Origin of the sequence: Pseudoxanthomonas sp. CF125, from assembly GCF_900104085.1 — a bacterium.
Lineage (GTDB): Bacteria > Pseudomonadota > Gammaproteobacteria > Xanthomonadales > Xanthomonadaceae > Pseudoxanthomonas_A.
Genome location: NZ_FNLD01000001.1, coordinates 483,107 through 499,197 on the forward strand (window position 1 = coordinate 483,107; position 16,091 = coordinate 499,197).

Consider the following 16,091-nt stretch of genomic DNA (forward strand, 5'->3'; position numbering starts at 1 on the left):
AGTCGCCTCCCCCTTTGAAAAAGGGGGATCGAGGGGGATTTGCTTTTGGCGCCAAGAGCAAATCCCCCGTAGCCCCCTTTTCCAAAGGGGGCAAAGCAAGAGCCGATCGCTGACGCAAACCCCGCGTTGAGCGAGACGGAATCTTGCAATTGTGAGAAGGGTTGACCCCGAACAGGTCAGATTTGCGTTCTATACTGCCAACACATCCTAGGCAGGGAAATGCAAATGGAATCGGCATCGCAGAGCAAGGCAAACGCGCGTACCCATCTGGTGCGCGCGTTTTTCGTTTCAGTGTTTTTGCTGCTGGCGCTGGGCGCCTGCAAGCGCAACGAAAGCGGGCAGCTTCCGGAGCCCAGCGGCGAGCCGATCAAGGCGCAGAAGCAGGAGATCAAAGGCTTCGCTCTGGCCAGTATCTATCCGGACGAACACGACGGCGACCTTTCCATCGCCTTGGAATTCAGCCGTCCGTTGGTGGGCTCGCAGAACTTCGACGACCTGCTGGCGGTGACCGACGACAAGGGCGCTGCGGTCAAAGGCAGCTGGGTGCTTGACGAAAAAGGCCTGATCCTGCGTTTCCCTTACGTGGAGGCGGCCAAGGACTACCAGGTCCTGGTGCGCGCCGACCTGCTGGCCGCCGACGGCAGCCGCCTGGGCAAGGAGCTGAAGGAGAAAGTCCATACCGGTCAGCTCGATCCTGCGGTGGGTTTCGCTTCGCAAGGCAGCGTGCTGCCGGCGCGCGAAAGCCGCGGCCTGCCGGTGGTGTCGATCAACGTCAAGGAAGTGGACGTGGAATTCCTGCGCGTCGGCGAGAAGAACCTGCCCAAGTTCTTTTCCGAGTATCAGCGCGGCGGCCGCCGCGGCAGCTGGGACCTGGACAGCGACTACGGCGACAACACGCCGATCGGCGATCTGGCCGAACCGGTCTACGTCAACCGATTCGTGCTGGGCGGCAAGCCCAACGAGCGCATGCTGACCTACCTGCCCATCCAGGACATCAAGGAACTGCAGGAGCCCGGCCTGTACTTCGCGGTGATGAAGCGCACCGGCAAGTTCTCCGGCGATTTCGAAACCGCCTTCTTCACCGTCAGCGACATCGGCCTGCATGCGCGAGCCTACAAGGACAAGCTGTTCGTGCACACCGCCTCGCTCAACAACGGCGACGCCATCGGCGGGGTGGAGCTGAAGGTCCTGGACCCGCAGGGCGAAGTGTTCCTGAAGGGCGAGACCGACGGCAACGGCAACGTCCTGCTCAACTACAAGCTGGATGCGGGACAGGTGCTGATCGCCAAACGCGGCAACGACGTGTCCATGCTGCCGTTCAACCAGCCGGCGCTGGACCTGTCCGAGTTCTCGGTGGCGGGCCGCGAAGCTGCCTGGTTCGATGTTTTCGCCTGGTCCGGACGCGATCTCTACCGTCCAGGCGAAACCGTGCGCATCAACGCGCTGTTGCGCGACAACGACGGCAAGCCCACCAAGCCGCAACCGGTGTTCCTGCGCCTGAAACAGCCGGACGGCAAGACTTTCCGCGAGACACGCCTGCAGCCTGGGGCGCTGGGTTATTTCAGCTTCGAACAGACCATTCCGGTGGAAGCGCCGACCGGCCGCTGGCAGGTGGAATTCCGCACCGATCCGGCCAGCAAGGAAGCAGTGCAGGGCATGACCCTGCGCATCGAGGAATTCCTGCCCGAGCGCATGAAGCTGGATCTGGAAACCGCCCAGGCGGTACTCAAACCGGGCGAACCCTTCAAGCTCAAAGCCAAGGCCGCGTATCTGTACGGCGCGCCCGCCGACGGCAACCGCTTCACCGCCAAGCTTGCCGTGGCGGTGGAACAGCATCCGCTGGAACAGCTGCCCGGTTACTTCTTCGGCGACCCCACCGTGCAGTTGCCCAAGGAAGCGAAGGACATCATCGACACTACCTTCAATGCCGAAGGCGTGTACGAGGAAGACATCGCGCTGCCGGCCGAAGCCAAGCCCACCACCACGGTAGCGGCAGTGGTATCGGGCAGCGTGTACGAAACCGGCGGCCGCACCGTCAACCGCACGCTCAAGCGCGTGCTGTGGCCAGCCGCAGCGCTGGTCGGCGTGCGCCCGCTGTTCGACGACAAGGACGGCGCCGACGCCAACAGCAACGCGCGCTTCGAAGTGGTGCGCATGGACGCCGCCGGCAAACCGCAACCGGCCAAGGGCCTGAAGGTCACCCTGGTGCGCGAACACCGCGACTACCACTGGAACTACGACGAGGACGACGGTTGGGACTACGACTTCACCCAGCGTTTCGAGAATCTGGAAGTGAAGACCCTCGATGTCGGCGCCACCGCAGCCAAGATCGATTACCCGGTGGAGTGGGGCGGCTACCGGCTGGAAGTGTTCGATCCGGCCACCGGTCTGACCACGCGCTATCCGTTCAATGCCGGCTGGAGCTGGGACGACGAGAACCGCGGCCTGGACGCGCGTCCCGACAAGGTGAAGATCGCCTTGGACAAGACCGGCTACAAGGCCGGCGATACGCTCAAGGTCACGGTCACCCCGCCGCACCCCGGCAAGGGCCTGCTGATGGTCGAGAGCGACCGCATGCTGTACGTGCAGGAGATCGACGCCAAGCCGGGCAGCACGTTCGAGATTCCGGTGACCAAGGACTGGGAGCGCCATGACGTATACGTCACTGCGCTGGTGTTCCGCGGCGGTTCGGTGCCCAGCAAGATCACCCCGGCGCGTGCCGTGGGCGTAGCGCATGTGCCGATGGACCGCCGGGCGCGGCGGGTCTCGGTGGGGCTGGTCGCGCCCAAGCAGATGCGGCCCGAGCAGGACATGCCGGTGACGGTCAGCGTGCCGGAACTGGCCGGCAAGCAGGCGTTCGTGACGGTGTCGGCGGTGGATGTGGGCATCCTCAACATCACCCGCTTCCCGGTACCCGACGCCAACGCGCAGTTCTTCGCCCAGCGCCGCTTGGGCGTGGATGCCTACGACGTGTACGGCCGCGTGATCGAAAGCTTCGAAGGCGATACCGCCAAGATCCGTTTCGGCGGCGACATGGCGCTGGCGGCATTGCCGCAGGCCAAGCGCCCGACCTCGCGTGTGCAGACCGTGGACCTGTTCGCAGGCCCGGTGCAACTGGATGCGAAGGGCAATGCGCGGGTCAAGTTGAAGGTTCCGGATTTCAACGGCACCTTGCGCGTGTCGGTGCTGGTGTATTCCGACGACCGTTACGGCAACAAGGACCGCGAGACGCTAGTGCGCGCGCCCATCGTGGCCGAAGCCAGCCTGCCGCGCGTGCTGGCGCCGGGCGACAAGAGCACCGTGACTCTGGACGTGCAGAATTTCACCGGCCAGCCGGGCGATTTCAAGGTGCAGGTGGATGGCATTGGGCCGTTGGACATCGCCCAGTCGACGCGCAGCGCCAAGCTGGGCAAGGACGCCAAGACCACGTTGAGCTTCCCGATCACGGCGGGAGAGGGCTACACGACTGCGCAGGTGCGCGTACGCGTGGATGGCGGCGGCTTCAAGGTCGATCGCAAGTACGACGTGCCGGTGCGCGCCGGCTGGCCGTCGGTGCTGCGTTCGCAGACCCGCGTGCTCGATACGTTGTCGCCGGTGGAACTGGGCAGCGGATTCGCCGATGGACTGATGACCGGCTCGGTCACCGCCCGCATGATGGTCAGCGCATTGCCGCCGATTCCGTTCGCAAGCGCGCTGCAAGGCGCTCTTGAATATCCGTACGGCTGCGCCGAGCAGACCACCAGCAAGGGTTATGCAGCGCTGGAACTGGACGACGCCACCGCCAAGATGCTGGGCGTGAAGGGCTTGGATCCGAAGAAGCGGCGCGAGCGCATGGAGGGCGCGTTCGGGCGGCTGGCTTCTATGCAGGTCTCGACCGGGCACTTCTCCATGTGGGGCGATGACGGTTACGTCAATCCCGGCTTGACCCCGTACATCGTCGAGTTCCTGCTGGATGCGAAGGAGGGCGGATTCGCCGTGCCGGATACCGTATTGCAGAAGGCGCTCAATCGCCTGAGCGAGGATCTGCTGGCCGGTGGCGCGCAGTTCTACGGCTACGACTCGCGCGACCATCTGAAGTTCGCCAGCCAGGCTTATTCGGGCTACGTGCTGGCGCGCGTGAACCGTGCGCCATTGGGCACGTTGCGCGCGTTGTACGATAACGAGCGCGGCAAGAGCCTCACCGGCTTGCCGTTGGTCCATTTAGGCATCGCGCTGTCGCTGCAGGGCGACAAGAAGCGGGGCGACAAGGCCATCGCCGATGGTTTCGCCAAGACCGGCGACCGTCCCGGTTACCTGGGCGACTACGGCAGCCGCGTGCGCGACGATGCGCTGATGATCGCGCTGGTGCACGAACGCAAGCTGTCCAAGCCAGCCTACGATGCGCGTTCGGTCGCGCTGGGCCGGGAACTGGATGCGCGACGCAACAGCGACTGGATGTATCTCAGCACGCAGGAGCAAGTCGCGCTGGCCCGGCTGGGCAAAGCCTTGATGGCCGACCAGACGAAACTGGTATCCGGCAGCTACAGCGTAGGCGGCGAAAGCGAAAGCATTGCGCCGACCAAGCTGTTCGGCCGTGCGTTCGACTACGCCACCCTGGCCAAGGGCGTGAAGTTCACGCCGGAAGGCGCGCCGCCGCTGTTCGCCAGCCTGGAAATCGCCGGCATTCCGCGCAGTGCGCCGGCCTTCGACAACAAGCAGATCGGCATCGAGCGCGATTACTACACGACCGACGGCAAGGAGTGGAAAGGTGGCGTCTTGAAGGAAGGCGAGGCCTTGATCGTCCGCGTCAGCATCACCGCCAATGTGAGCATGCCCGACGCCTTGTTCACCGATCTGCTGCCGGCCGGCCTTGAGATCGAGAACTTCAATCTGGGCGATGCCAAGCAGTGGGCGGATGTGGTGGTGGACGGCATCAACATCACCGACCGTTCCAGTTCGGCCGACGTCAAGCACGAGGAGTACCGCGACGATCGCTACGTGGCCGCGCTGAAGCTGGACCGCGGCGACGCGGCCAAGGTGTTCTATCTGGTCCGCGCGGTCACGCCCGGCACCTATAGCGTGCCGCCGCCGCTGGTGGAAGACATGTATCGCCCGGATATCCGCGGGGTGGGCAAGTCGACTCCGGCTTCGATCACGGTGGTGCAGCCGTGATCGGCGGTTGGCAGGATAATTAACCGACGTCATCCCGGCGCAAGCCGGGATCCATCTTGATCTTGCTCCTGGTTCTCTCTTGTCCGGATGGTTCAAAAGCAAATTGGATTCCAGCTTGCGCTGGAATGACGGTTGGCTACGACGACGTGGACTGCCTTGGCTGCGCTGGGGCACGGTAATCCTGTTGGTGACGATCCTCGTCCTGGATATCGCCTTCCCGCCGCCACTTCCCAAGGCCCGCGACACCAGCACCCTGGTGGTAGCGCGCGACGGAACTCCGTTGCGCGCCTTCGCCGACCGCAATGGCGTCTGGCGCTACCCGGCCACTCCCGAGACCGTGTCGCCGCTGTACCTGCAGGCGCTGCTCAACTACGAAGACCGCTGGTTCTGGAAGCATCCCGGCATCAATCCCTGGGCTCTGCTGCGCGCCGGCGGACAGTGGCTGCGTGGCGGGCGCATCGTCTCCGGCGGTTCCACTTTGACCATGCAGGTCGCGCGCATCCTCGATCCGCACTCGCGCACGCCCTGGGGCAAGGCCAAGCAACTGCTGCGCGCGCTGCAGCTCGAAGCGCATCTGTCCAAACGGGAAATCCTGCAGTTGTATCTGGAGCGCGCCCCGTTCGGCGGCACCATTGAGGGCGTGGAAGCGGCCAGCTGGGCCTATCTGGGCAAACCGGCTTCGCGGCTGTCGCAGGCCGAGGCGGCTTTGCTGGCCGTGTTGCCGCAATCGCCCAGCCGCCTGCGCCCGGACCGGCACCCGGAAGCCGCGCGCACGGCACGGGACAAAGTGCTCAAGCGCATGGTCGCCTTGGGTGTCTGGTCGCAAGCGGAAGTGGACGATGCCCGCGTCGAATCGGTGGTCGCCCGTTCCCTGAAGCCCCCGCTCAGCGCCGCCTTGCTGGCCGAACGTCTGCATCAGGCAGACCCCAAAGCCGCGCGCATCGTGTCCAGCATCGACCCAGAACTGCAGCGCACGCTGGAAGAACGCGTCTCCGCTTATTTCTCCAATCTTCCCGAACGCACTTCGGCGGCCCTGCTGGTGGTCGATAACGCCAGTCTGGAAGCGCGCGCCTACGTGGGTTCGGTGACTTTCGGCGACAAACAACGGCTTGGCCACGTGGACATGGTGCAGGCCTGGCGCTCGCCGGGCTCCACTTTGAAGCCTTTCCTTTATGGGCTGGCGCTGGACGACGGGCTGATCCATTCGGAAAGCCTGCTGATCGATGCGCCGCAGACTTTCGGCGGCTATCGTCCCGGCAATTTCGATTCCGCATTCAACGGTCCCATCGGCGCGGCCGAAGCCTTGCGGCTTTCCTTGAATGTGCCCGCGGTGGACTTGCTGGATCGCGTGGGCCCCGCGCGCTTTTCCGCGCGCTTGGCCAATGGCGGAATCGAGCTGAAATATCCGCGCGGCGGCAAACCCAACCTGGCCATGATCCTGGGCGGCACCGGCGCGCGGCTGGAAGACCTGGTGGGCGCGTTCGCTGCGTTCAACCGCGAAGGCCTCGCCGGACGCGTGCGTTATACCGATGCCGACCCGGTGGTGGACCGTCGCATGATGTCGCCGGGTGCGGCCTGGATCCTGCGCGAAATACTCGAAGCCAACCCGAGGCCCGGTTATGGGCTGGGTACTTTCGATATCGGTTCGCGTCCGCGGGTAGCGTGGAAGACCGGCACCAGCTACGGTTTCCGCGACGCATGGGCGATCGGCGGCACGCGCCGCTATACGGTCGGTGTGTGGGTAGGGCGCCCGGACGGCACGCCCTTGCCGGGCCAGTACGGCGCGGTCACCGCGCTGCCTTTGATGTTCGAAGTGATCGACAGTCTGCCGCGCGCGCGCAGCGATGGCGTTGCTGTCCCGCCGCCGGTCAACGTGGTGGAAGCCGAGATTTGCTGGCCGCTCGGGCTGCCGCCAGAAACCGAAGCGCCGCAACTGTGCCAGCGGCGGATGAAGGCATGGACGCTGGACGGAGCCGTACCGCCCACTTTCGCCGAACGCGATGCCAGACTCTGGAATGCGGGACGCGAGCGCTTCGAGGTGGATGCGAAAACAGGTCTCAGGCTCTCGGGCGAGTGCGCGAAACCGCATGAGCCGCGTACGGCCCAGATCGCGCGCTGGCCGGCGCTGGCGTCGCCGTGGCTGTCGGCGGAAACGCGCAAGCAATCCCGATTGCCGGCCCTGTCTCCGGACTGCATCGCCGATGGACGCGAAGCTTCCGCCGAACTTCGCATCGAAGGCCTGAACGACCGCGCCACCATCGCCCGCGCGCCCGGCAGCGCGCATGCCGCGAGATTGCAGATACGCGCGCTGGGCAGCGACGCCAAGATCCAATGGCTGCTGGATGGAAAGTGGATAGCGCAGACCCAAGGCGCGCAGGCTTTCCAGCGCGATTACGAAGAGCCCGGCGACCACACCCTGACCGCGCTGGCGGAGAACGGCGCCTGGACGCAGATAGGTTTCCGCGTCCTTCTATAAGGATTGTAGGAGCGGGCCCTGCTCGCGATGCTTTTCGTTCCGCACGATGAAAGCGTCGCGGGCAGGGCCCGCTCCTACAAGGCCGGTCAGTCGCCTATCCAGCCGTCCAGCAGGTCCGAGAACTCGTCGGCGTGCTCTTCTTCCTGGGCCAGGATCGATTCCAGGATGCGCTTGGTGGTGGTGTCGCGATCGCCGATGTAGTTGATCATTTCGCGATAGCTGTCGATGGCGATGCGTTCGGCGATCAGGTCTTCCTTGACCATGTCGCGAAGGTTGTGGCCCACCTTGTATTCGGCATGCGCGCGCTTGCTCAGCGTGTCCGGATTCAAGTCCGGTTCGCCGCCCAATTGCACGATACGTTCGGAGATCTTGTTGGCGTGTTCCTGCTCCTGCTGCGCGTGCTCCAGGAACTCGGCCTTGACCGAATCGGCCAGCATGCCCGAAGCCATGAAGTAATGGCGGTAGTAACGCAACACGCAGATCCATTCGGTGGCCAGCGCATCGTTCAAAAGGCGTATCACTACCGCCTTGTCGGCGCCGTAAGTGCTGGTGACCGCGCCATCCTCAATGTTCTTGCGCGCATTGGCGCGCAGGGTGGCGGTGTCGGTCAAGGGCGACTTGCCGGGAGCGGAGGCCCGCTGCGGCTTGGATTTGGATTTGCTGGCTGGCTTGGACATTGGCAGGCCTTGTGGGGGAGGGAGAGAAATCAGCCCGGCAGGTTTTCCAATACGTGCTCGGCGGAAGACACCTTGAACTCGCCGGGGGATTCGACCCAGAGCTGCTTGACTACGCCGTCTTCGGCGTACAGCGCGTAGCGCTTGGAACGCACGCCCATGCCGTAGCCGCTGGCGTCCATTTCCAGGCCCAGCGCGCGGGTGAAATCGGCGTTGCCGTCGGCCAGCATCTGCAAACCTTCGGGCACGTGTTGCGACTGTCCCCAGGCCTGCATCACGAACGGATCGTTGACCGACACGCAATACACATCGACGCCGCGTTTGCGGAACTCGTCGAAGTGTTCGATGAAGCCGGGCAGATGGCGTTCGGAGCAAGTGGGCGTAAAAGCGCCAGGCACCGCGAACAGTACCGCGTTGTGGCCTTGGAACAAGCTTGGTGTGTCCACCGTTTCCACCCCCTCGCGGATGCGTTTGAGCGTGACTTCGGGGATTGCGTCGCCGGTCTGGATGGTCATGGAAGCTCCTTGAGAATGAACGAAGGGTAGGCGCGTGAATGGTAAGGCCGCGTCAAAGGTACTTGAAACCAGCCGTTTCACGCCTATCTCTTGGCCATGGCGGCCGAGTGCCGCTCCCTACCGGAAACAGATTCCAGGAGTCATACCATGCATGCCGTTCGTTACCGCCATTGGCCGCGCCAGATCGCGCGCCAGCAGCAGATCAACCAGTTGTTCGAGCACTTCTTCGACAAGACCGCCGCCAACGGTCCCGCAGAAGCCCAATGGGTGCCGCGCGTGGACGTGCGCGAGGAAGCGGAGCGTTTCGTGATCCTGGCCGACCTGCCGGGCATTGCCGCCGACGCCATCGAGATCCAGATGGACAAGGGCGTGTTGAGCATCAAGGGCGAGCGCGCCAATCCGGCGCTCGGCGAAGGCGAGAAATACTCGCGCACCGAGCGGCGCCAGGGCGCGTTCCACCGCGAGTTCGCCTTGCCGGACAGCGCCGACGCCGAAGGCATCGTCGCCAAGGGCAGCAATGGCGTGCTGGAGATCAGCATTCCCAAGAAGGCCCAGTCGACCCCGCGGCGCATCCAGGTGGGCGAACCGACGGTGCAGTAAGCGGTGCGGGCACGGCATTCGGCGTGTAGCGCCGCCCGCGCCTCGCAGTTAAGTAGAATCGGCTCGCAGTCGCAGGATTGCGGGCCGATTGTTCATGAGGTAAACGATGCAGTTCAAGGACTACTACCAGGTGCTCGGGGTCGAACCGACCGCTGGCGATGCCGAGATCAAGACCGCCTACCGGCGATTGGCGCGCAAGTACCATCCCGATGTCAGCAAGGAAGCGGGGGCCGAGGAGAAGTTCAAAGGCGTCAACGAAGCCTATGAGGCATTGCGCGACCCGCAGAAGCGCCAGGCCTACGACCAGTTGCGCGCGCAGGGTTACCGGCCCGGCGAGGAGTTCCGTCCGCCGCCCGATTTCGGCCGCGGCGGCGCTGGCGGCCCGGGTTTCGATTTCGAGGAAGTGTTCGGCAGCGACGGCTCGAGCGGCGGCTTCAGCGATTTCTTCGAAGGCCTGTTCGGCCGCCGTGCGCATCCGGGCGCAGGCGCGCGCGGGCCGCGTGCTCCCAGCGATACGCGCGCCAAGGTGTCGGTGCCGCTACAAGCGGTCTACGACGGCGGCAGCGTGCGCCTGGGGCTCAACGGCAAGCAGTTGGATGTGCGCGTGCCCAAGGGCGTACGCCCCGGGCAGGTGATCCGCCTGGCCGGGCAGGGCGACGGTGGCGGCAACCTGCTGCTGGAAATCGAGTACGCCGCGCATCCGCAGTTCGAGGTGGATGGGCGCAACGTCATCTATGTGCTGCCGGTGGCTCCCTGGCAGGCCGCACTCGGCGCCACGGTCAGCGTGTCCACTCTGGGCGGTCCGGTGGAGCTGAAGATTCCCGCTGACTCCGAGGCCGGGCGCAAGCTGCGGCTGCGTGGGCGCGGGCTACCGGGCACGCCCACGGGCGATCAGATAGTGGAGCTGGAGATCACTGCGCCGCGCGCAGTGAACGAGCGTCAGCGTACCGTCTACCGGATGCTGGCCAATGCGTTCGAGGAAAAAGAAAACGACGGGTAAGAACCCGTCGTTTTCGTAGCTGTCTGGATTGTTCGCGTCAGGCCGCGGTGGATGGCGGCATTTCGCTGGTGCTGAAAATGCGTTCGATGACTTCGGCCAGTTCGTCTTCCGAGAACGGCTTGGTCAGGTAGGCCTTGGCGCCCTGGCGCAGGCCCCACATGCGGTCGGTGTCCTGGTCCTTGGTGGTGACCAGGATGACCGGGATGTGCCGGGTGGTGGCTTCGCGGCTCAGGGTGCGCGTGGCCTGGAACCCGTTGAGGTTGGGCATGACCACGTCCATCAGCACCATGTCCGGAAGTTCGCGCTTGGCGACTTCGACGCCTGCGGCGCCGTCTTCGGCGGTGAGTGATTCGTGGCCAAGTTTTTCGACGATCCGCTGGATGCCCAGCAGCTGAGAAGGTGAATCGTCGACGATCAGAATGCGCGCCATGCTTTACCCCAAGTAGTCCCCAGTGGCGATTGTAGTGTGACTTTGTGTCAACGGAAAATGGGGGGTGGTCATGGGCTGGCGTGACCGGGTTCGCGTTTAGCCCGTTTTGACCAGGGTACGCCCGAACGATTGGCCCGACAGCATGCCGTTGAACACCTCTGGAAGCCCGTCCAGCGCCGTTTCACGGGTGCAGATGACCTCCAGGCGCCTCGGTTTCCAGTCGTCGGCCAGATGCCGCCAGATATCGTCGCGTATGCCACGGGCGGTTCCGGCCGAGGCCACGCCCAGCAAAGAAACGCCGCGGATGATGAAAGGCATGACCGTGGTGGGCAGTTCATGGCTGGCGACCAGCCCTGCGGAAGCCACGTTGCCGTAGGGGGCCGTCTGCGCCAGCAGGCTGGTCAGCATGCCGCCGCCCACGTTGTCCAGGCCGCCGCCGAAGCGCACCGATTCCATCGGGCGGGTGGTGGCCAGCGCATCGCGTCCCAGCACCTGCGCAGCGCCCAGCGACTTCAGGTAGCCCGCCTGGTCGGCCTTGCCGCTGATGGCGTGCACTTCGAAACCGGCGCTGGAGAAGATATCGACCGCCAGCGAACCTACGCCGCCAGTGGCGCCAGTCACGGCCAAAGGGCCCAGTTCGGGCGTCTGCCGGTTGTCGAGCAGGCGGTAGAGGGCTAGCGCCGCAGTGAAGCCGGCCGTACCCAGGATCATGCTCTCGCGCAGGCTCAGGCCCACCGGCAATGGGATGACCCACTTCGACTCGAGCCGCGCATAGGCGGCGTAGCCGCCGTCGCGGGTTTCGCTCAATCCGGATCCGGTGACCAGCACCGCGTCGCCTTCCCTGAAAGCAGGGTCGGTGCTGGCCACTACATGGCCGGCGACATCGATGCCGCCCACCAGCGGGAACTTGCGCAGGATCTTGCCTTGACCGGTGCCGGCCAGAGCGTCTTTGAAATTGACCGAGGAGTATTCGGTTTTGATGACCACTTCGCCGGGGTTGAGGTCATCCAGCGAAATGGATTCGATGCCGGCACGGTAGCCCGAGGCGTCGCTGTGGATGCGGAAGGCGGGGAACTGATTCGGGATGGTCATGACAATGAACTTCTCCAGTCGTCATCCCAGCGAACGCCGGGATCCATTTTGATCTTGCTCCAGCGTCGAGTCAGAGTATTCCGGAGTAAAGATCCAGCCACTCCGGATTCGACTTCTCCACCAGCTCGATCTTCCAAAGCCGCTTCCAGGCCTTGATCGCCTTCTCACGCAGGATTGCAGATTCCATGACCCCGTGCACCTCATACCAGACCAAAGTATGTATCCGGTACTTCTTGCTGAAGCCACCCACCTGGTCGTTCTTGTGCTGCCAGATGCGGGCGGGGAGGGTGGAGGTGACGCCGACGTACAAAGTGCCGCGTGGTGCACTGGCGAGGATGTAGACGCAGGGGATGCGTTCTCGTTGCATTTGGCTGTCCTTAGCCCACGATTACATGAATTAGTGAATCGTCATCCCAGCGAAAGCTGGGATCCATTTTGATCTTGGCGGGAGTCCCGGTCACTCGCGTGACTCGAACGACCCAATACCACGAAGGGCAAAGTCAAAATGGATTCCAGCTTTCGCTGGAATGACGTCGAAGATAATATCGAACGAACCCGCAGGTAGAGTGCAGATTCGTTCACCGCAACGCAGCCCGCCTCTTCTCGTCTATCCATTTAGAAGCCTGCGCCGGCAGGTAATCGCGCATCCATTGCAGCATCGCGGCGATATCTTCGCCGTGCCATAGATCGTGGCGTTGGTCCGCGTGCAGGAATCGCTCCTCGACCATCCGATCGATCATGCCGATCAGAGGCGAGTAGAAGCCATCCACATCAAGAAAAGCGCAGGGCTTGTTGCCGATGCCAAGCTGGCGCCAGGTCAGCATCTCGAAGATCTCTTCCATGGTGCCAAAGCCGCCGGGCAGGGTGACGAAACCGTCGGCCAGATCGAACATGCGCGCCTTTCGCTCGTGCATGGAGCCGACGATTTCCAGTTCGGTCAGGCCGCGGTGCGCCACTTCCCAATCGGCCAGTTGCTTCGGAATCACACCGGTAACTTGTCCACCGGCTTCCAGTACGGCATTGGCGACCACACCCATCAGGCCGACATTGCCGCCGCCGTAGATCAGGCGCAGCCCTTCCTTGGCGATGCGGTCGCCAAGAGCGGCGGCGCGTTCGGTGTAGGCCGGCTTGCTTCCGGAGTTTGAACCGCAATACACGCAGATCGATTTCATTGCCGGCACTTCCTTATTGTGTTGCTGAAACGGAAAAAGGGTGAACGTGCGTGACACGGTTCACCCCTTCGCCATGCCCGCCGGAGCGAGCACATTTGGATCAATTGACTTTGTGGATCGACCGCTTGGCCACCGACATCGCCGCATCATGCACCGCCTCGGAAAGCGTCGGATGCGCATGGCAGATGCGCGCCAGGTCGTCGGCCGAGCCGCTGAACTCCATCGCCAGTACGCCTTCGTGCACCAGTTCGGAAACGCCCACGCCCACCAGATGCATGCCCAGGATGCGATCGGTCTCTTCGTGCGCGATGACCTTGACGAAGCCCACGGGCTCGCCCATCGCTACGGCGCGACCCAGCGCCGCGAACGGGAAGCTGCCGGTCTTGTACGGAATGCTTTCGGCCTTGAGCTGCTGCTCGGTCTTGCCGACCCAGGCGATTTCCGGCTCGGTGTAGATCACCCACGGAACCGTGTCGAGATTGACGTGGCCGGGCAGGCCGGCGATCAGTTCGGCCACCGCAATGCCTTCCTCGAAACCCTTGTGCGCCAGCATCGGGCCGCGCACGCAGTCGCCGACCGCCCACACGCCATCGACGCCGGTGTGGCAGTGCTCGTCCACTTCCACTTGGCCGCGCTCGTTGAGCTTCACGCCAGTGCCTTCGGCCAGCAGGCCCTTGGAGGCCGCTTTGCGACCGACCGCTACCAGCAAGCGGTCGACGACGAGGGTTTTTTCGCCTTCGGCATCGCTGTAGGTGACGTGCACTTCTTTCTTTTTCACTTCGGTCTTGCTGACCTTGGCGCCGAGGCGGATGTCCAGGCCCTGCTTCTTGAATTCCTTGGCGGCCGTCTTCGAAACCTCGGCGTCGGCGGCCGGCAGGAAGTCCGGCAGCGCTTCCAGGATGGTGACCTCGGCGCCCAGGCGCTTCCACACGCTGCCCAGTTCCAGGCCGATCACGCCGGCGCCGATCACCGCCAGGCGCTTGGGAACGCTGGTGAAATCGAGCGCGCCGACGTTGTCGACGATGTATTCGTTGTCGAATTTGGCGAACGGCAGTTCGATGGAATCGGAACCGGCGGCGATGATGACGTTGATGCCCTTCAGTTCCACTTCGGTGCCGTCGTGCTGCTTCACCTTGACGATATTGCCGGGCTGCAGCTGGCCGAAGCCGTAGTAGGGCGTGATCTTGTTGGCCTTGAACAGCAGCGCGATGCCGCCGGTGAACTGCTTCACGATCTTGTCCTTGCGGCCGATCATGGTGCCCACGTCGATCTTGGCGTCCTTGGTGGTGATGCCGTGGTCGCCGAACAGGTGTTGCAGGTTCCAGAACTGACGCGAGGAATCCAGCAGCGCCTTCGAGGGAATGCATCCGACGCGCAGGCAGGTGCCGCCCAGTGCGGGTTTGCCGTCTTTGCCGATGGCCGCGTCGATGCAGGCGGTCTTCAAGCCGAGCTGCGCGGCGCGGATGGCGGCGTGGTAGCCGGCGGGGCCGGAGCCGATGACGACTACGTCGAATTGTTCTGCCATGTTCTGAATTCCTTTGCCTTTCCCTTCTCCCGTCGGGAGAAGGTGCCTGTAGGGCGGATGAGGGTACGGCGGAGTAGAAATCGTGGCGCTGAGGAGTGCTTTAAAGAGCCGATTACTATCTTCTGGGTTCATCAGAAGTATTTCGCCGTACCCTCACCCCAACCCCTCTCCCGCAGGAGAGGGGCTCTAGAGCGTCACATCCCGAGCAGCATGCGGCTGGGGTTTTCCAGCTGGTTCTTGATGTCGACCAGGAACAACACTGCGTCCTTGCCGTCGATGATGCGGTGGTCGTAGGACAGGGCGATGTACATCATCGGCGCGGCGATGACGACGCCGTTCTCGACGATGGCGCGTTCCTTGATCGCATGCATGCCCAGGATGGCGCTCTGCGGCGGGTTGACGATGGGCGTGGACATCAGCGAGCCGAAGGTGCCGCCGTTGGTGATGGTGAAGGTGCCGCCCTGCAGGTCTTCCAGCGCCAGCTTGCCATCGCGCGCCTTCTTGGCGTACTCGCCGATGCCCTTTTCGATATCGGCGAAGCTCTGGCGTTCGACATTGCGCAGCACCGGCGTGACCAGGCCCTTGTCGGTGGAAACGGCAATGGAGATGTCGGCGTAGCCGTGATAGATGATGTCGTTGCCGTCCACCGAGGCGTTCACCACCGGGTGGCGCTGCAGCGCGTTGGCGGCGGCCTTGGCGAAGAAGCTCATGAAGCCGAGCTTGACGCCGTTGGCCTTCTCGAACGATTCGCCCAGCTCCTTGCGCATGGCCATGACCTTGCCCAGGTTCACTTCGTTGAACGAGGTGAGCATGGCGATGGAGTTCTTGGACTGCATCAGGCGCTCGGCGATGCGGGTGCGAATGCGGGTCATCGGCACGCGTTCTTCCGGGCGGGCGCCGCCGGAAACACCGGCGGTCTTGCCGCTGGCGTAGTTGATCAGGTCTTCCTTGGTCACCGCGCCCTTGCGGCCGGTGCCTTCGACGTCAGCGGGATTGATGCCTTCGCTGACGGCGGTGAAGCGCGCGCCCGGCGGCAGGCCGTCGGTGGAGGCGACCGGCGCCGGCTTGGTGGAAGCGGGCGCAGCGGTCGCGGCCTTGGCGGCTTCGGCCTTGGGCTGGACTTCCTGCGCGCCTGCGGCTGGAGCGGCCTCGGCCTTCTTCTCGGCGGTCGGGGCCGGAGCAGCCGCGCCTTCCTCGATGATCGCCAGCAATTGCTGGCTGGTCACCGTGGCGCCTTCGGCGAACTTGATTTCCTTCAGCACGCCATCGACCGGCGAGGGCACTTCCAGCACGACCTTGTCGGTTTCCAGGTCCACCAGGTTCTCATCGCGCTTGACCGCGTCGCCGGCTTTCTTGTGCCAGGTGGCGATGGTGGCATCGGAAACGGATTCGGGAAGAACCGGGACTTTTACTTCGGTGGCCATGTTGGAAAGGCTTCCTGTTTGGATGGTTTATT

At 63.9% G+C, this 16,091-nt stretch carries 12 protein-coding genes; 4 read left to right on the forward strand and 8 right to left on the reverse strand.

Annotated elements, in window-relative coordinates:
- The first annotated feature begins 225 nt into the window (after positions 1-225).
- On the forward strand, positions 226-5,151 hold the full coding sequence (locus BLR66_RS02220; protein WP_093279996.1) for an alpha-2-macroglobulin family protein: 4,926 nt from the start codon (positions 226-228) through the stop codon (positions 5,149-5,151).
- A 103-nt stretch (positions 5,152-5,254) separates the two neighbouring features.
- Positions 5,255-7,627 (forward strand): penicillin-binding protein 1C, encoded by a 2,373-nt coding sequence (gene pbpC / locus BLR66_RS02225; protein ID WP_176943735.1) that lies wholly within the window; start codon positions 5,255-5,257, stop codon positions 7,625-7,627.
- An 86-nt stretch (positions 7,628-7,713) separates the two neighbouring features.
- On the opposite strand, the gene BLR66_RS02230 is transcribed toward pbpC, so the two are convergent.
- Together BLR66_RS02230 and BLR66_RS02235 are read right to left on the reverse strand one after the other, a co-directional pair.
- Positions 7,714-8,304 (reverse strand): ferritin-like domain-containing protein, encoded by a 591-nt coding sequence (locus BLR66_RS02230; RefSeq protein WP_093279998.1) that lies wholly within the window; start codon positions 8,302-8,304, stop codon positions 7,714-7,716.
- 29 nt (positions 8,305-8,333) lie between these two features.
- Positions 8,334-8,816 carry a peroxiredoxin gene (locus BLR66_RS02235; RefSeq protein WP_093279999.1) on the reverse strand — a complete coding sequence of 161 codons (483 nt, stop codon included), beginning with the start codon at positions 8,814-8,816 and terminating at the stop codon, positions 8,334-8,336.
- Between the two features lie 147 nt (positions 8,817-8,963).
- Here BLR66_RS02235 and BLR66_RS02240 point away from each other — a divergent pair, with 147 nt between their 5' ends.
- Complete coding sequence (locus tag BLR66_RS02240) at positions 8,964-9,416, forward strand: Hsp20/alpha crystallin family protein (RefSeq protein WP_093280000.1); 453 nt, start codon at positions 8,964-8,966, stop codon at positions 9,414-9,416.
- Between the two features lie 106 nt (positions 9,417-9,522).
- On the forward strand, positions 9,523-10,416 hold the full coding sequence (locus BLR66_RS02245; protein WP_093280001.1) for a DnaJ C-terminal domain-containing protein: 894 nt from the start codon (positions 9,523-9,525) through the stop codon (positions 10,414-10,416).
- A gap of 37 nt (positions 10,417-10,453) precedes the next feature.
- Here BLR66_RS02245 and pilH read toward each other — a convergent pair whose 3' ends face one another.
- The 6 genes from pilH to sucB all read right to left on the reverse strand — a co-directional run bounded on the left by pilH (position 10,454) and on the right by sucB (position 16,059).
- The gene (gene pilH, locus BLR66_RS02250; protein ID WP_093280002.1) at positions 10,454-10,846 is read right to left on the reverse strand and encodes a twitching motility response regulator PilH; all 393 of its coding nucleotides are present in this window, start codon (positions 10,844-10,846) and stop codon (positions 10,454-10,456) included.
- A gap of 96 nt (positions 10,847-10,942) precedes the next feature.
- The gene (locus BLR66_RS02255) at positions 10,943-11,938 is read right to left on the reverse strand and encodes a YhdH/YhfP family quinone oxidoreductase (RefSeq protein ID WP_093280003.1); all 996 of its coding nucleotides are present in this window, start codon (positions 11,936-11,938) and stop codon (positions 10,943-10,945) included.
- A 70-nt stretch (positions 11,939-12,008) separates the two neighbouring features.
- The gene (locus BLR66_RS02260) at positions 12,009-12,305 is read right to left on the reverse strand and encodes a GIY-YIG nuclease family protein (RefSeq protein WP_093280004.1); all 297 of its coding nucleotides are present in this window, start codon (positions 12,303-12,305) and stop codon (positions 12,009-12,011) included.
- A gap of 211 nt (positions 12,306-12,516) precedes the next feature.
- Positions 12,517-13,110: an LOG family protein gene (locus tag BLR66_RS02265; protein ID WP_093280005.1), complete on the reverse strand. Its 594-nt coding sequence runs from the start codon at positions 13,108-13,110 to the stop codon at positions 12,517-12,519.
- 100 nt (positions 13,111-13,210) lie between these two features.
- Positions 13,211-14,635 carry a dihydrolipoyl dehydrogenase gene (gene lpdA, locus BLR66_RS02270; protein WP_093280006.1) on the reverse strand — a complete coding sequence of 475 codons (1,425 nt, stop codon included), beginning with the start codon at positions 14,633-14,635 and terminating at the stop codon, positions 13,211-13,213.
- A 194-nt stretch (positions 14,636-14,829) separates the two neighbouring features.
- A complete protein-coding gene (gene sucB / locus BLR66_RS02275) occupies positions 14,830-16,059 on the reverse strand; it encodes a dihydrolipoyllysine-residue succinyltransferase (RefSeq protein ID WP_093280007.1) in 1,230 nt (409 codons plus the stop codon).
- Positions 16,060-16,091: the final 32 nt, after the last annotated feature.